Source organism: Cellulomonas sp. ES6 (assembly GCF_030053835.1).
Lineage (GTDB): Bacteria > Actinomycetota > Actinomycetes > Actinomycetales > Cellulomonadaceae > Cellulomonas.
This window is the reverse complement of the sequence record NZ_CP125655.1, coordinates 2483076-2498360: the sequence shown is the minus strand read 5'-3', so window position 1 is coordinate 2498360 and position 15285 is coordinate 2483076. Positions and strand designations below refer to the sequence as shown.

The 15285-nt window shown below is 76.1% G+C and carries 12 protein-coding genes; all 12 read left to right on the top strand.

What is annotated here, in order from left to right; genetic code table 11:
* Positions 1–13 precede the first annotated feature (13 nt).
* Positions 14–1516 carry a protoporphyrinogen/coproporphyrinogen oxidase gene (locus tag P9841_RS11665; RefSeq protein WP_349306892.1) on the top strand — a complete coding sequence of 501 codons (1503 nt, stop codon included), beginning with the start codon at positions 14–16 and terminating at the stop codon, positions 1514–1516.
* 65 nt (positions 1517–1581) lie between these two features.
* Complete coding sequence (gene hemC, locus P9841_RS11660; protein ID WP_283318846.1) at positions 1582–2544, top strand: hydroxymethylbilane synthase; 963 nt, start codon at positions 1582–1584, stop codon at positions 2542–2544.
* The gene (locus tag P9841_RS11655; protein ID WP_283318845.1) at positions 2541–3464 is read left to right on the top strand and encodes a uroporphyrinogen-III synthase; all 924 of its coding nucleotides are present in this window, start codon (positions 2541–2543) and stop codon (positions 3462–3464) included. Before hemC ends, P9841_RS11655 begins: the two co-directional genes overlap by 4 nt.
* Positions 3461–4594 (top strand): porphobilinogen synthase, encoded by a 1134-nt coding sequence (gene hemB / locus P9841_RS11650; protein ID WP_283318843.1) that lies wholly within the window; start codon positions 3461–3463, stop codon positions 4592–4594. Before P9841_RS11655 ends, hemB begins: the two co-directional genes overlap by 4 nt.
* Entirely contained in the window at positions 4591–5904 is a 1314-nt protein-coding gene (gene hemL, locus P9841_RS11645) for a glutamate-1-semialdehyde 2,1-aminomutase (protein ID WP_283318842.1), read from the top strand. The genes hemB and hemL overlap by 4 nt, the downstream gene beginning before the upstream one ends.
* Positions 5905–6303: 399 nt before the next feature.
* Positions 6304–7971, top strand: coding sequence for an ABC transporter substrate-binding protein (locus P9841_RS11640; RefSeq protein WP_283318841.1), 1668 nt, complete (start codon positions 6304–6306; stop codon positions 7969–7971).
* Positions 7972–8056: 85 nt separating this feature from the next.
* Positions 8057–9178 carry an ABC transporter permease gene (locus tag P9841_RS11635; RefSeq protein WP_283318840.1) on the top strand — a complete coding sequence of 374 codons (1122 nt, stop codon included), beginning with the start codon at positions 8057–8059 and terminating at the stop codon, positions 9176–9178.
* 1 nt (position 9179) lies between these two features.
* Positions 9180–10229, top strand: a complete 1050-nt coding sequence (locus P9841_RS11630) for an ABC transporter permease (protein WP_283318839.1) — start codon at positions 9180–9182, stop codon at positions 10227–10229.
* Positions 10226–11944: a dipeptide ABC transporter ATP-binding protein gene (locus tag P9841_RS11625; RefSeq protein WP_283318838.1), complete on the top strand. Its 1719-nt coding sequence runs from the start codon at positions 10226–10228 to the stop codon at positions 11942–11944. The genes P9841_RS11630 and P9841_RS11625 overlap by 4 nt, the downstream gene beginning before the upstream one ends.
* 165 nt (positions 11945–12109) lie before the next feature.
* Positions 12110–12391, top strand: a complete 282-nt coding sequence (locus tag P9841_RS11620; protein WP_122150577.1) for a metal-sensitive transcriptional regulator — start codon at positions 12110–12112, stop codon at positions 12389–12391.
* A 27-nt stretch (positions 12392–12418) separates the two neighbouring features.
* A complete protein-coding gene (locus P9841_RS11615; protein ID WP_222170800.1) occupies positions 12419–12652 on the top strand; it encodes a heavy-metal-associated domain-containing protein in 234 nt (77 codons plus the stop codon).
* Positions 12649–15189, top strand: coding sequence for a heavy metal translocating P-type ATPase (locus P9841_RS11610; protein WP_502847542.1), 2541 nt, complete (start codon positions 12649–12651; stop codon positions 15187–15189). Before P9841_RS11615 ends, P9841_RS11610 begins: the two co-directional genes overlap by 4 nt.
* The last annotated feature ends 96 nt before the right edge of the window (positions 15190–15285 follow it).

Sequence of the window (15285 nt, the reverse complement as noted above, 5' to 3'; positions counted from 1 at the left end):
GACCGGCACAGTGGTGCCCGACCGACGCGCGACGACGAGCCGAGGAGCAGCCACGAGCGACCAGGACACCCGACCCGCGGGCCGGGACACGCAGGGGACGGCGCCCGACGCCGTGGTGGTCGGCGGTGGCGTCGCGGGGCTGGTCGCCGCCCGGGAGCTCGCGATCGCCGGGCTGAGGCCGCTCGTGCTGGAGGCGTGGACCTCGCCGGGCGGTGTCGTCGGCCGGCACGAGGTCGACGGGCTGCGGCTGGACGCCGGCGCGGAGTCGTTCGCGACGCGTGGCGGCTCCGTGGCCGCCCTGGCGGACGAGCTGGGGCTCACGGACCGGGTCGTCGCCCCGGAGCCGCACGGCGCGTGGGTGCGGCTGCCGCACGGCGCCGGGCCGCTGCCGCGCACCGGCCTGCTCGGCATCCCGGCCGACCCCTGGGCGCCCGACGTCCGCCGGACCCTCGGGACCGCCGGCGCGCTGCGGGCGTCGCTCGACCGCGTGCTGCCGGCGTCGGCCGGCCTGCGGGCGGGCGGCGGCCCGGGCCCGACGCTCGGCGGTCTGGTCCGGACCCGGATGGGCCGCCGGGTGCTCGACCGGCTGGTGCGGCCCGTCGTCGCGGGCGTGCACGCCGCGGAGCCGGACGACACCGCGGTGGACGCCGTCGCGCCCGGCCTGTCCGACGCCGTGCGCCGCGCGGGCTCCCTCGCCGGCGGCGTCGCGGCCCTGCGGGCGCTGGCGCCGGCGGGGTCGGCGGTCGCCGGGTTCCGCGGGGGCCTGCACGTGCTGGTCGACGCCCTGGTCGCCGACGTCACCGCACGCGGCGGGGACGTCCGCACCGGTGTGCGGGCGGTCGCCGTGGCGCGCGACGCCGGAGGGTTCCGCGTCACCGTGTCCGGGCCCGGCGGCGAGCACCAGGTCGACGCGCCCCGCCTGGTGGTCGCGACCCCCCGCGCCACCGAGCTGCTCGCCGGCGTCGCCCCCGGCCTGGCCGGGCTGCACACCGACCCCGGCGCGGACATCGTGCTGGTCACGCTCGTGCTGGACGCCCCGGAGCTCGACTCCGCGCCGCGGGGCACCGGCGTCCTGGTGGCGCGCGCCGTCCCGGGCGTGCGCGCGAAGGCGCTGACGCACGCGACCGCCAAGTGGGGGTGGCTGGCCGACGCCGCCGGGCCGGGACGGCACGTCGTGCGGCTGTCGTACGGCCGGGCGGGGGACGTCCCCGGGGCGGACCCGCTGCCGGGCGACCTGCCCGGGCTGACGGCGCTGGCGCTGCGCGACGCCTCCGCCGTGCTCGGGGTGCCGCTGCGGGCGGAGCAGGTGCGGGCCTCGGCCCGCGTCGGCTGGCGACAGGGCCTGCCGGTGCCGACCGCGGCCCACCGCAGCACGGTCCGCGAGGTCCGCGAGGCGGTCGCGGCGGTGCCGGGGCTCGCCGTCGTGGGCGCGTGGGTGTCCGGCAACGGGCTCGCCTCCGTGGTGCCGGACGCCCGCGCGACGGCGTCCGCGCTGGCTGCGGCGCCGACGGCGTGACGGCCCCGGCGGACGGCCCGCGACCGGTTTCGACAACCCCTCCGGAGGTGGCCGAGACTGGGGGCATGTCCCCCCTCGTCCGCGTCGGCACCCGCGCGAGCGCGCTCGCGCTCACCCAGACCGGGCACGTGGCGGACGCCCTCACGGCGCTCGGCGCGGGCGACCACGAGCTGGTGCGGGTGCGGACCGACGGCGACCGGCTGACCGGTTCGCTCGCCACGCTCGGCGGCACCGGCGTCTTCGTCACGGCCCTGCGCGACGCGCTGCTCGACGGCCGGTGCGACGTCGCCGTGCACTCGTTCAAGGACCTGCCGACCGCGCCGGCGCCGGGGCTGGTGGTCGCGGCGGTCCCGGTGCGCGAGGACCCGCGCGACGCGCTGTGCGCCCGCGACGGCCGCACGCTCGCCACCCTCCCGGAGGGCGCCTCGGTCGGCACCGGCTCCCCGCGGCGCGCCGCCCAGCTCCGCGCCGCCCGCCCCGACCTGGTGGTCGTGGACATCCGCGGCAACGTCGACACGCGGCTGCGGCGCATCGAGGACGACCTGGACGCCGTGGTGCTCGCACGGGCGGGCCTCGCGCGGCTGGGACGCCTCGACGCCGTGACCGAGGCGCTGCCGCTCGACGTCATGACCCCCGCCCCGGCGCAGGGCGCACTCGCCGTCGAGGTGCGGACCGCCGACGCCGCGGACGGCGAGGCGCTGGCGCGGGCGCTCGCCGCGCTCGACCACCGGCCCACCCACCTGGCCGTGCTGGCCGAGCGGGCGCTGCTCAACCGGCTGGAGGCCGGCTGCGCGGCCCCCGTCGGCGCGCACGCAGGCCTCGGGCCGGACGGCGTCCTGCACCTGGAGGCGGTGGTGCTCCGCCCGGACGGCACGGCGTCCCTGCGGCGGGCCGCCTCGACCCCCCTGACCGCCGCGCCCGCCGACGACCCGGCGGGGACCGCGCTCGCCGCCGCGGCGCTCGGCACGCGGCTCGCGGAGGAGCTGCTCGGGGCGGGCGCCGCCGCGCTCGCGGGGCTGGCCGCGTGACCGGCCTGGCCGGCCTGCGGGTGCTGGTCCCCCGGGAGACCGCCGGGCCGGACCCGCTCGTCATCGCCCTGCGCGCGGCCGGCGCGGAGCCCGTCGTCGTGCCCCTGATCCAGACCGTCCCGCCGCACGACCCCACCGAGCTCGACGACGCCCTGCTGGCGCTCGAGGTCGGCTACTACGGCTGGGTGGCCGTGACCAGCGCGGCCGCGGTGCCGGTGCTGGTGGACCGCGCGGAGGAGACCGGCCACACGCTCGCCGGGCTGCTCGAGGACGTCCGGGTCGCAGCGGTCGGCGGCTCCACCGCCCGCGCCCTGCGCGACGCCGGCATCCGGGTGGACCTGGTGCCCGCCGGCCGGTCCTCGGCGGTGGCGCTGCTCGCGGCCTGGCCCCCGGCCGGCGCCGAGCCGCAGCGCGTGCTGCTGCCGCTCGGCGACCTCGCCGCCCCGACGCTCGCCGACGGCCTGGCCGCGCGCGGCTGGCCGGTCGACGTGGTGACGACGTACCGCACGGTGCCCGGGCCCGCGCCGGAGCCGCCGGTCCGCGACGCCTGGGCGACGGGCGGAGTGGACGCCGTCCTGCTGACCTCCGGCAGCACCGCGCGCAACCTGCTGACCATGCTCGGAGCCCCGCCCGCCGGGACGCTCGTGTGCTGCATCGGCGAGTCGACCGCGGCCGAGGCGCGCCGCGTCGGCCTGTCCGTCGCCGCCGTGGCCGGGCACCAGACGCCGGGCGACCTGGTCGCGGCGCTGGCGGCCGCGGTCGACGACCGGTCGCCCGGAGACCCCGCGTCGCCGCCGACGCCGACCGCACCCCCGGACCCCGCCCCGCCGACGGACCCCGCCCACCCGGCGGGTACGTCCCCGGGGCCCCGCACCGCCGCCGCACCCCGGGCGGCCGACCCCGACGGAGGGCAGGCATGACGAGCCTCGACGACCACGGCGGCAGCACGCCCGGCAGCACCGGCACGGCCGGCACGTCCGGCACGCCCGGCAGCGCCGGCACGACGGGCGCGACGCCCCCCGGCACCGTCCCCGCGGGTGCCCCCGAGGCCGTCGTCGCGGCGGCCCGGCCCGGCCGCGTCCGGCCCCGGCGGCTGCGCGCGACGACGGCGATGCGCCGCTCGGTGTCCCAGACCCGCCTGCACCCCGCCGAGCTGGTCCTGCCGCTCTTCGTCAAGGAGGGCCTCGCCGAGCCGCAGCCGATCGCGTCGATGCCGGGCGTCGTCCAGCACACGCGCGACTCCCTGCGCCGCGCGGTGGTCGAGGCCGCGGCCGCGGGCGTCGGCGGCGTCAACCTGTTCGGCGTGCCGCTGGCCCGCGACGCCGTCGGGTCGGGCGCCACCGACCCCGACGGCATCCTCAACGTGGCGCTGGCGGACGTCCGCGCCGAGGTGGGGGACGCCCTGGTGATCCAGGCCGACCTGTGCCTCGACGAGTTCACCGACCACGGGCACTGCGGCGTGCTGACGCCCGACGGCGTGGTCGACAACGACGCCACGCTGGTGCGGTACGCCGAGATGGCCCTCGCGCAGGCCGACGCGGGCGCCCACATGGTCGCGCCCAGCGGCATGATGGACGGCCAGGTCGGCGTGATCCGGGACGTCCTCGACGCCGCCGGGCGGACCGACGTCGCCGTGCTGGCCTACGCCGCGAAGTACGCGAGCGTGCTGTACGGGCCGTTCCGCGACGCCGTGGAGTCGACGCTCGACGGCGACCGCCGGACCTACCAGATGGACCCCGGCAACCGCCGCGAGGCGCTGCACGAGGTGGCGCTCGACATCGCGGAGGGCGCCGACGTCGTCATGGTGAAGCCCGCCGGGGCGTACCTGGACGTGCTCGCCGACGTGGCCACCGCGAGCACGGTGCCCGTCGCGGCGTACCAGGTGTCCGGCGAGTACGCGATGGTCGAGGCCGCCGCGGCCCAGGGCTGGCTGGACCGCCGGCGGGCGATCACCGAGTCGGTGCTGGGCATCCGCCGCGCCGGCGCGGACCAGGTGCTGACGTACTGGGCCGTGGAGCTGGCCCACTGGCTGCGGGAGGAGTGGCGATGACCTCGTCGGAGGAGCTGTTCGAGCGGGCGCAGGGCGTCATCCCGGGCGGGGTGAGCTCGCCGGTGCGCGCGTTCGGCTCGGTCGGCGGGGCGCCGCGGTTCGTGGCCTCGGCGCGCGGCGCCTACGTCACCGACGTGGACGGCCGCGAGTACGTCGACCTCGTCGGGTCGTGGGGGCCGGCGATCCTCGGCCACGCGCACCCGGAGGTCGTCGAGGCCGTGCGCGAGGCGGCGGGGCGCGGGCTGTCGTTCGGCGCGCCCACCCTCGCGGAGGTCGAGCTCGCGGAGGCCGTGCGGGCCCGCGTGCCCGTCGTCGAGCGGCTCCGCCTGGTGTCGACCGGCACCGAGGCGACGATGACGGCGATCCGGCTCGCGCGCGGCGTGACCGGCCGGGACCGCGTCGTGAAGTTCGCCGGCTGCTACCACGGGCACTCGGACGGCCTGCTGGCGGCGGCCGGGTCGGGCGTCGCCACGCTGGCCCTGCCCGGCTCCGCCGGCGTGCCCGCGTCGGTCGCGGCCGAGACGATCGTGCTGCCGTACCACGACCTGCCGGCCGTCGAGGCGGCGTTCGCGGAGCACGGCCCGACCATCGCGGCGATCATCACCGAGGCCGCGCCCGCGAACATGGGCGTCGTCCCGCCGGAGCCCGGCTTCAACGCCGCGCTCGCCCGGATCGCCCACGCGCACGGCGCCCTGCTGATCCAGGACGAGGTCCTGACCGGCTTCCGCGTCGGCCCGGCCGGCTGGTGGGGCCTGGAGGCGCAGCGCGAGGGCTGGAGCCCCGACCTGCTGACGTTCGGCAAGGTCGTCGGCGGCGGCATGCCCGTCGCGGCGCTCGGCGGCCCGGCGGCCGTCATGGACGCGCTGGCGCCGACCGGACCCGTCTACCAGGCGGGCACGCTGTCCGGGAACCCCGTCGCGACGGCCGCGGGCCTGGCGACGCTGCGGCTCGCGGACGACGCGGTGTACGCCCGCGTGGACCGCGCCGCCGCCCTGCTGCGCGGGGCCGTCGACGAGGCGCTGACGGCCGCGGGGGTGGCGCACGCGGTGCAGCACGCGAGCAACCTGTTCTCCACGGTGCTCGGCACGGACGCGGGTGCGCGGGACTACGCGCAGGTGCTCGCGTCGGAGGCGTGGCGCTACCCGGCGTTCTTCCACAGCCTGCTGCGCGACGGGGTGTACGCGCCGCCGTCGGCGTTCGAGGCGTGGTTCGTGTCCGCCGCCCACGACGACGCGGCTCTCGACCGCATCGTGTCCGCGCTGCCCGCCGCGGCCCGCGCCGCCGCGCAGGCCACCCCGCCCACCGCCTGACCGACCCGCGCCCACCCGACCCGCCCCCGCTCGCCTCACGCGACCCGCGCCTCGCCTCGTCGAGGTTGCAGCAGATGCCGGCTTCGCGCGCCTGAACCCCGCATCTGCTGCAACCTCGTCGGCTGGTCGGGGCGGGCGCGGGCGGACGGGGCGAGGCGGGCGCGGGCGGGCGGGCGCGCGGCGGGGCGGGTCGCAGGTCGGACGGCCTCGGGCCGGGTTCGGTCCGCTGACCTGCACCGTGACCGGAACGCAATCCCGCCGTTACACGCGGATGCCCTGTGAGCGCGCACACTGTGCTAGTCCTATGTCCCACGTTGCGGGCACCTGTGCCCGGCAAGCGAGACAGACACCGCCGCTCTGACGGCGGGCAGGGGCTCCATCCAGGGAAGAGGTACACGCATGACTGCGGTTCCCCACGGCCGCCGACGCGGCCTGGCGGCCGGCGCCGGCCTGGTCGCCACCGCACTCGTCCTCGCCGCGTGCAGCGGCGGCTCGGGCGGCGACGACGAGACGGACGGCGGCGGCGACAGCGCCGGCGGCGCGCTGCTGATCGGCACGACGGACAAGATCACGACGATCGACCCGGCCGGCTCGTACGACAACGGGTCGTTCGCGGTGATGAACCAGGTCTACCCGTTCCTCATGAACACCCCGTTCGGCAGCCCGGACGTGGAGCCGGACATCGCCGAGTCGGCCGAGTTCACCTCCCCGACCGAGTACACGGTCACCCTCAAGCCGGGCCTGACCTTCGCGAACGGCAACGACCTGACGTCGTCCGACGTGAAGTTCACCTTCGACCGGCAGCTCGCGATCTTCGAGTCCGGCGCGGACGGCGGCAACGGCCCCGGCTCGCTGCTGTACAACCTCGACAGCGTCGACGCCCCGGACGACACCACCGTCGTCTTCCACCTGAAGTCCGAGGACGACCAGGTGTTCCCGCAGATCCTGTCGAGCCCCGCGGGCCCGATCGTGGACGAGGACGTGTTCGCCGCCGACGCGCTGACGCCGGACGACGACATCGTCGCGGGCGAGGCGTTCGCCGGCCCGTACACGATCACGGACTACAGCGTGAACGACCTCGTGGTGTACCAGGCCAACCCGGACTACCAGGGCCTGCTCGGCGCGCCGAAGAACGAGGAGGTGACGGTCCAGTACTACACCGACGCCTCGAACCTGAAGCTCGACGTGCAGCAGGGCAACGTGGACGTCGCGTTCCGCAGCCTGTCGGCCACCGACATCGAGGACCTGCGTGGCGACGACAACGTCAAGGTCGTGGACGGCCCCGGCGGCGAGATCCGCTACATCGTCTTCAACTTCGACACCCAGCCGTACGGCGCCACCACGCCGGAGGCCGACGAGGACAAGGCGCTGGCCGTCCGCCAGGCGGTCGCGGACCTGATCGACCGCGAGGAGATCGCCGACCAGGTCTACAAGGGCACCTACACGCCGCTGTACTCGTTCGTCCCCGAGGGCCTGACGGGCGCCACCGAGTCGCTCAAGCCGCTGTACGGCGACGGCGACGGCGGCCCGGACGCCGACAAGGCGGCCGAGCGCCTCGAGGCCGCGGGCGTCGAGACCCCGGTGCAGCTGTCGCTGCAGTACAGCAACGACCACTACGGCCCGTCCTCCGGCGAGGAGTACGCGCTGATCAAGGACCAGCTCGAGGCCACCGGGCTGTTCTCGGTCGACCTGCAGACCACCGAGTGGGTGCAGTACGCCAAGGACCGCACGTCCGACGTCTACCCGGCCTACCAGCTCGGCTGGTTCCCGGACTACTCCGACGCGGACAACTACCTCACGCCGTTCTTCCTCACGGAGAACTTCCTGGGCAACCACTACGACAACCAGGAGGTCAACGACCTGATCCTGGAGCAGGCCGTCACCCCGGACGCCGACGAGCGCACCGCGCTCATCGAGCAGATCCAGGACGCGGTGGCGCAGGACCTCTCGACGGTCCCGTACCTCCAGGGCGCGCAGGTGGCCGTGGTCGGCACCGACGTGACCGGCGCCGAGGACACCCTCGACGCGTCCTTCAAGTTCCGCTACGGCGCGCTGGCCATCGGCTGACGCACCGCCCCCACCCGACGCCCGGTGCGGGTCGCTCCTCGCGAGCGGCCCGCGCCGGGCGTCACGGGCGATCAGAGCGAGAGACATGACCTCCACCTCCGTGACCGGACCGCAGCAGCCCACCGGCCTGCCGTCCGCCGACGGCGACACGCCGTCCACCCCGCGGGCCAGGCAGCGCTCCGGCGGGGGCGGCCTCGGCCGCTACCTGCTGGTCCGCTTCCTGCTCATCATCCCGACGGTCTTCATCCTCGTGACCGTCGTCTTCCTGCTCATGCGGGCCACCGGCGACCCGATCACCGCGGCGCAGGGCGGCCGGCTCCCGGCGGCCCAGCTCGCCGAGCGGATCCACCAGGCCGGCTACGACCGCCCCGTGCTCGTGCAGTACGTCGAGTACCTCGGGGACCTGCTGCGCGGCGACTTCGGCACCACGCTGAGCGACGCGCGCCCGGTCACGGAGGTGCTGACGACGTTCGGCACCGCGACCCTCGAGCTCGCGTTCTACGCCCTGATCGTGGCGTTCGTCGTCGGCATCCCGCTGGGCCTCGCCGCCGCGTACTTCCGCGACCGCGTGCCGGACGCGCTGCTGCGGGTGTTCGCGATCGCCTGCTACGCCACGCCGGTGTTCTTCGCCGGCCTGCTGCTCAAGCTGATCTTCTCCGTGCAGCTCGACTGGCTGCCCGTCGCGGGGCGGGCCTCGACCCGCTCGGAGATCGCGATGCGGCGCCTCGACGACCCGACGGGCATCTACCTGATCGACGCGATCCGCACCGGCAACCCGGACGTCGTCGTCGACGTCCTCCAGCACGCGATCCTGCCGGCGGTCACGCTCGGCCTGCTGACCGCCGGGGTGTTCCTGCGCCTGGTGCGCACCAACGTCATCGGCACGCTCGGCTCGGGCTACGTGGACGCGGCGCGGTCGCGCGGCGTGCGGGAGTCCCGGCTGCTGCGCAAGCACGCCTACCGCCCCGCGCTGATCCCGATCGTCACCGTCATCGGCATGCAGATCGCCATGCTGCTGGTGGGAGCCGTGCTCACGGAGACGACGTTCGAGTGGCGCGGCCTCGGCTTCCAGATCTCGGAGTACCTCCAGGCCCGCGACTTCGTGGCGGTGCAGGGCATCGTCGTCATGCTCGCCGTGATCGTGGCCGTGACGAACTTCCTGGTCGACGTGATCGCCGCGCTCATCGACCCGAGGGTGAGGTACTGACATGGCGACCGTCACCACCGAGGGCGGGCGGGCCCGGCGCACCTGGCGCTCGCTGCCCGTCGTCCACCAGCTGCGGCAGAGCGTCGGCCTGCAGCGCGGGATGCTCGTCACGGGCCTCGTGCTGACCGGCCTGCTGCTGCTCACCGCGCTCCTGGCGCCGCTGCTCGCGCCCTACGGGTTCGCGCAGCTCCGCGACGCCGACGGGCCGTTCGGCGCGCAGCAGCCGCCGTCCGCCGAGCACCTGCTCGGCACCACCGTGGGCGGCTACGACGTGCTGTCCCGCGTCATCTGGGGCTCGCGGACCGCGGTGCTCGTCATCGTCATCGCCATCGCGGCCTCGCTGTTCCTCGGCGTGCTGCTCGGCCTGGTGTCCGGCTACTTCGGCGGCTGGCTCGACCGGGTGCTCGTGGTGGTCGCGGACGCGATCTACGCGTTCCCGTCCCTGCTGCTCGCGATCGTGCTGGCCATCGTCATCAGCGGCGGCCAGGCCGACATGATCGGCGGCGTGCTCGCGGCGGCGCTGTCGATCATGGTGGTCTTCACACCGCAGTACCTGCGGGTGGTGCGCGCCGAGACCATCCGCATCAAGTCCGAGGCGTTCGTGGAGTCCGCGCGCGTCATCGGGGCGAGCAACGGCCGGATCATGTTCGTGCACGTGCTGCGCAACGCGACCCGCACGCTGCCGCTCATCATCACGCTGAACGCGTCGGAGGCCATCCTCACGCTCGCCGGGCTCGGTTTCCTGGGCTTCGGCATCGAGCCGACGCAGGCAGCGGAGTGGGGCTACGACCTGAACCGCGCGATCGCGGACGTCACGTCCGGCATCTGGTGGACCTCCGTGTTCCCGGGCGTCGCGATCGTGCTGTCCGTGCTGGGCATCACCCTGGTCGGCGAGTCCCTCAACGACCTGGCCGACCCGCGGCTGCGCACCCGCCGCGCCGCGGCCGACGTCGGCGGCGACGTGGCGGCGACCTCGGTCGTCCCCGGCGGCGCGCTGACCGCACCGGGCGGGGTGGCGGGCCTGGAGCCCGGGACGGAGGACGCCCGATGACCGCGGCACCGCAGACCGGCGCACCCCGCGGCGACGCCGCGCCGGTCGTCGAGATCACCGACCTGTCCGTGTCCTTCGCGACCGACGCGGGCGACGTCCGCGCGGTCGACGGGGTGTCGCTGACCGTCCACGCCGGCGAGGTGCTGGCCGTGGTCGGGGAGTCCGGCAGCGGCAAGTCGGTCACCGCCAAGACGATCCTCGGCCTGCTGCCGTCGACCGCCACCGCCCGCGGGGCCGTCGTGCTGTCCTCCCGGGACGGCGCGACCCGCTCGGACGTGAACGCGCTGAGCGGCGCGGCGCTGCGGCAGGTCCGCGGCCGGGACGCCGCCATGGTGTTCCAGGAGCCGTCGACCGCGCTGAACCCGGTCTACCCGGTGGGCTGGCAGATCATCGAGGGCCTGCGCGCCCACGGGCGGATCAGCCGGGCCGACGCCCGGGCGAAGGCCGTCGAGATCCTGCGCAAGGTCGGCATCCCCGACCCCGAGCACCGGATCGACCACTACCCGCACCAGTTCTCCGGCGGGCAGAAGCAGCGCATCGTCATCGCGCAGGCCCTGGTGCTCGACCCGGGCGTGATCATCGCCGACGAGCCGACCACGGCGCTCGACGTGACGGTGCAGGCCGAGATCCTGGACCTGATCCGGCGCTGCCGGGACGAGTTCGGCGCCGCGGTCGTGCTCATCACGCACAACATGGGCGTCGTCGCGGACCTCGCCGACACGGTCGCCGTGATGTACCAGGGCGAGATCGTGGAGCAGGCGCCCGTGCGGCAGCTGTTCTCCGCGCCGGCACACCCGTACACGCGGGCGCTGCTCGACGCGGTGCCGCGGATCGGGCAGGGCGGCGCGCACGCCCGGGCCCGCGCCGAGGCCCGCCCCGAGGGCTGGGCGTCCTCGACCCCCGTGGTCGAGGCGCGCGACCTGGAGATCACCTACCCGGGCCGGCTCCGGCAGCCCGGGTTCCGGGCCGTCGACGGCGTCTCCCTGGCGATCCGCCCGGGCGAGGTGCTCGGCCTGGTCGGCGAGTCGGGCTCCGGCAAGACCACGATCGGCCGGGCCATCGCCGGGCTGACGCGGGTCACCGGCGGGTCGCTGCAGGTGCTGGGCGTCGAGATGAACGGCGTCAAGGAGCGCGCGCTGCGCCCGATCCGGCCGCGCATCGGGTTCGTGTTCCAGGACCCGGCGACGTCGTTCAACCCGCTGCTCACCATCGCCGAGTGCGTGGCCGAGCCGCTGGTGGTGCACGGCCGGGCGGACGACGCCCGCGCGGCGCGCTCCCGCGTGGACGAGCTGCTGGAGTCGGTGCAGCTGCCCCGCGCGTACGGCGACCGGTTCCCGCACGAGCTGTCCGGCGGGCAGCGCCAGCGCGCGTCGCTCGCCCGGGCGCTCGCGCTGGACCCGGAGCTGCTCATCGCCGACGAGCCGACGTCCGCCCTGGACGTGTCGGTGCAGGCGCGGGTGCTCGAGCTGTTCGCGGAGCTGCAGGAGAGCCTCGGGTTCGCGTGCCTGTTCATCAGCCACGACCTGGCCGTGGTCGACCTGCTCGCCGACCGGATCGCGGTGCTGCACCGCGGCCGGCTGGTCGAGGAGGGCACCGGCGAGCAGGTGCTCGGCAGCCCGCGCGAGGAGTACACCCGGCGGCTGCTGGCGTCCCTGCCGGTGCCGGACCCGGACGAGCAGGCCGCACGGCGCGAGGCCTGGCGCGCCCTGGCCTGACGCACCCGCCGCACCGCACGCGAGCGCGTCCTCCCCGTCGGGAGGGCGCGCTCGCTGCCGTACGGGGCCCGGTCGCCGGTGTCGGGAATACCCCAGGGGGGTATACGGTTGGGTGCTGACGGAGGGGCCCGCACGCGACCCCCCGCGACGACAGGGAGCAGCGCGATGCACGGCTACACCAGCGACAAGGACGACTACCTCAAGCGCCTCAAGCGCATCGAGGGCCAGGTGCGCGGCATCGCCCGCATGGTCGACGAGGACGTGTACTGCATCGACGTCCTCACCCAGGTCGCCGCCGTCACCAAGGCGCTCCAGGCGGTGAGCATCGGGCTGGTCGAGGACCACCTGGGCCACTGCGTCGTGGACGCCGCCCGCCAGTCGCCCGAGGCCGGGGCCGAGAAGGTCCGCGAGGCCTCCGAGGCGATCGCCCGGCTCGTCCGGTCCTGACACCCGCACACCGAGAGGAACACCCCCATGAGCCAGACCACCACGTTCTCCGTCGACGGCATGACCTGCGGCAACTGCGTGCGGCACGTCACCGAGGAGCTCACCGCGATCCCGGGGGTCACGGACGTGCAGGTGCAGCTCGTCGCCGGCGGCTCGTCGCCCGTGACCGTGACCTCCGACGCCCCGCTGTCCGACGCCGCGGTCGCCGCCGCCGTCGACGAGGCCGGCTACGCCGTCACCCCGCGGGGGTCGCTGCTGTGACAGCCGACGGCACCCGCTCCCCCGCCGGCGTCAGCGCCGGCCTGCCAGTCGCGCCCGCCGGCACCGTCGACCTCGCCGTCGAGGGCATGACCTGCGCCTCCTGCGTCGCCCGCGTCGAGAAGCGGCTCAACCGCGTCCCCGGCGCCCGCGCGACCGTGAACCTCGCGCTCGAGTCCGCGCACGTGGAGCTCGAGCCCGCCGAGGACGGCACCGTCCCGGACACCGACGCGCTCGTCGCAGCCGTCCGCGCCGCCGGGTACGACGCCCGCGTGACGTCGCACCGCCCCGCGCGCGACACCTCGCACGACGCCGGGCACGACACCGCGCACAGCGCCGGGCACGGCACCGGGCACGACACCTCGCACGACACCGGGCACGCCGGCATGGACCCGCGCGAGCACGCCCTGTCCGGGCACACCATGGCGCCGGGTCACGACATGGACCCCGACGAGGACACCTCCGCCCCGACCGACGCCCGCGGCACGGACCTGCGCCGCCGGCTGCGGGTCGCCACCGTCCTGACGGTGCCCGTGCTACTGCTCTCGATGGTCCCCGCGTGGCAGTTCCGTGGCTGGCAGTGGCTGGTCGCGGTGCTCGCGCTGCCGGTCGCCACCTGGGCGGCCTGGCCGTTCCACCGCGCCGCCGTCCGCGCGGCCCGCCACGGCGCGTCGACGATGGACACCCTGGTGTCGATCGGCATCGTCGCGGCGACCGGCTGGTCGCTGTGGGCGCTGCTGCTCGGCGGCGCCGGGACGCTCGGCATGACCATGACGCCGACCCTCTGGCCGGCCGCCGACGACGGCATGGGCGCGCACATGCCCGAGCTGTACTTCGAGGTCGCGGCCGTCGTCACCACGTTCCTGCTCGCCGGCCGGTACGCCGAGCACCGCTCCCGCCGCCGCGCCGGCGACGCCCTGCGGGCCCTGCTGGACCTGGGCGCGAAGGACGTCGCGCTGCTGGTCACCGGCCCCGACGGCCGGCGCACGGAGCAGCGCGTGCCCGTCGACCGGCTGCGGGCCGGCGACGAGTTCGCCGTCCGCCCCGGGGAGAAGCTCGCCACGGACGGCGTCGTCGTGTCCGGCACCAGCGCCGTCGACACGAGCCTGCTGACCGGCGAGCCCGTGCCCGTCGACGTCGGCCCGGGCGACGAGGTGGTCGGCGCGACGATCAACACCGGCGGCCACCTGGTGGTCCGCGCGACGCGCGTCGGCGACGAGACCCGCCTGGCGCAGATCGGCCGCCTGGTCGCGGCCGCGCAGACGGGCAAGGCGCCCGTGCAGCGGCTGGCCGACCGGATCTCGGCGGTGTTCGTCCCCGTGGTGCTGGTGATCGCCGTCGTCACGCTGGGCGTGTGGCTCGCGAGCGGGGCGTCCGCGCAGGCCGCCTTCACCGCGGCCGTGGCCGTGCTGATCATCGCCTGCCCCTGCGCCCTCGGGCTCGCCACGCCGACCGCGCTGCTGGTCGGCACCGGCCGCGGCGCGCAGCTCGGCGTCCTCATCAAGGGCCCCGAGACGCTCGAGCAGACCCGCACGGTCGACACGGTGGTGCTCGACAAGACCGGCACCGTGACCGAGGGCCGCATGGCGCTGGTCGACGTGCTGCCGGCCGCCGGCGAGGACCGCGCGGAGGTGCTCCGGCTCGCCGGCGCGGTCGAGGCGCTCGCCGAGCACCCGATCGCCCGGGCCGTGGCGGAGGCCGCGGCGGGGTCGCACACGGGGTCGGCCACGGGGGTCGGCGCCGACGGCGTCACCATCGGGTCGGACCAGGTGCACGAGTTCCGGGCCGAGGCCGGCCACGGCGTCAGCGGCGTGGTCCGCGCGGCGCACGCCGGCGTGGGCCTGTCCCGCCGCGTGCTGGTCGGCAGGCCGCGCTGGCTGGCCGCCCAGGGCGTGACCCTGGACGACGACCTGACCGCCCGGTTCGAGGCGTCGGAGGCCGACGGCGCGACCGCCGTGGTCGCCGCCTGGGACGGGGCCGCGCGCGGCGTGCTCGTGCTGCGGGACCCGGTCAAGGCCACCTCGCGGCAGGCCGTCGCCGAGCTGCGGGACCTCGGCCTGCGGCCCGTCCTGCTCACGGGCGACAACGCGGGTGCGGCCCGTGCCGTCGCCCGGGAGGTCGGCATCGCGGAGGCCGACGTGGTCGCCGAGGTGCTGCCGGCCGACAAGGTCGACGTCGTGGCGCGGCTGCAGTCCGAGGGCCGCCGGGTCGCGATGGTCGGCGACGGCGTCAACGACGCGGCCGCCCTCGCCACCGCCGACCTCGGGCTCGCCATGGGCACCGGCACGGACGTGGCCATCGAGGCCGCCGACGTGACGCTCGTCCGCGGCGACCTGCGGTCCGCCCCGCAGGCCGTCCGGCTGTCGCGCCGCACGCTGCGGATCATCAAGCAGAACCTGTTCTGGGCGTTCGCCTACAACGTCGCGGCCATCCCGCTCGCGGCGCTCGGTCTGCTGAACCCGATGATCGCGGGCGCCGCGATGGCGTTCTCCTCGGTGCTGGTCGTGGGCAACTCGCTCCGGCTGCGCCGCTTCGCCTGACACGCCCCGGCCTGCCGTACCGCCGTCGAGATTGCCGCAGATGCGGGGTTCGAGCCCGCGAGGGCAGCATCCACCGCAATCTCGACGGCGGGGGCG

Coding starts and splice junctions, on each gene's coding strand:
- P9841_RS11625 (WP_283318838.1), top strand. CDS start 10,226: ATGACCGCGGCACCGCAGACCGGCGCACCCCGCGGCGACGCCGCGCCG.
- P9841_RS11615 (WP_222170800.1), top strand. CDS start 12,419: ATGAGCCAGACCACCACGTTCTCCGTCGACGGCATGACCTGCGGCAAC.
- P9841_RS11635 (WP_283318840.1), top strand. CDS start 8,057: ATGACCTCCACCTCCGTGACCGGACCGCAGCAGCCCACCGGCCTGCCG.
- P9841_RS11640 (WP_283318841.1), top strand. CDS start 6,304: ATGACTGCGGTTCCCCACGGCCGCCGACGCGGCCTGGCGGCCGGCGCC.
- P9841_RS11630 (WP_283318839.1), top strand. CDS start 9,180: ATGGCGACCGTCACCACCGAGGGCGGGCGGGCCCGGCGCACCTGGCGC.
- hemC (WP_283318846.1), top strand. CDS start 1,582: ATGTCCCCCCTCGTCCGCGTCGGCACCCGCGCGAGCGCGCTCGCGCTC.
- P9841_RS11620 (WP_122150577.1), top strand. CDS start 12,110: ATGCACGGCTACACCAGCGACAAGGACGACTACCTCAAGCGCCTCAAG.
- hemB (WP_283318843.1), top strand. CDS start 3,461: ATGACGAGCCTCGACGACCACGGCGGCAGCACGCCCGGCAGCACCGGC.
- hemL (WP_283318842.1), top strand. CDS start 4,591: ATGACCTCGTCGGAGGAGCTGTTCGAGCGGGCGCAGGGCGTCATCCCG.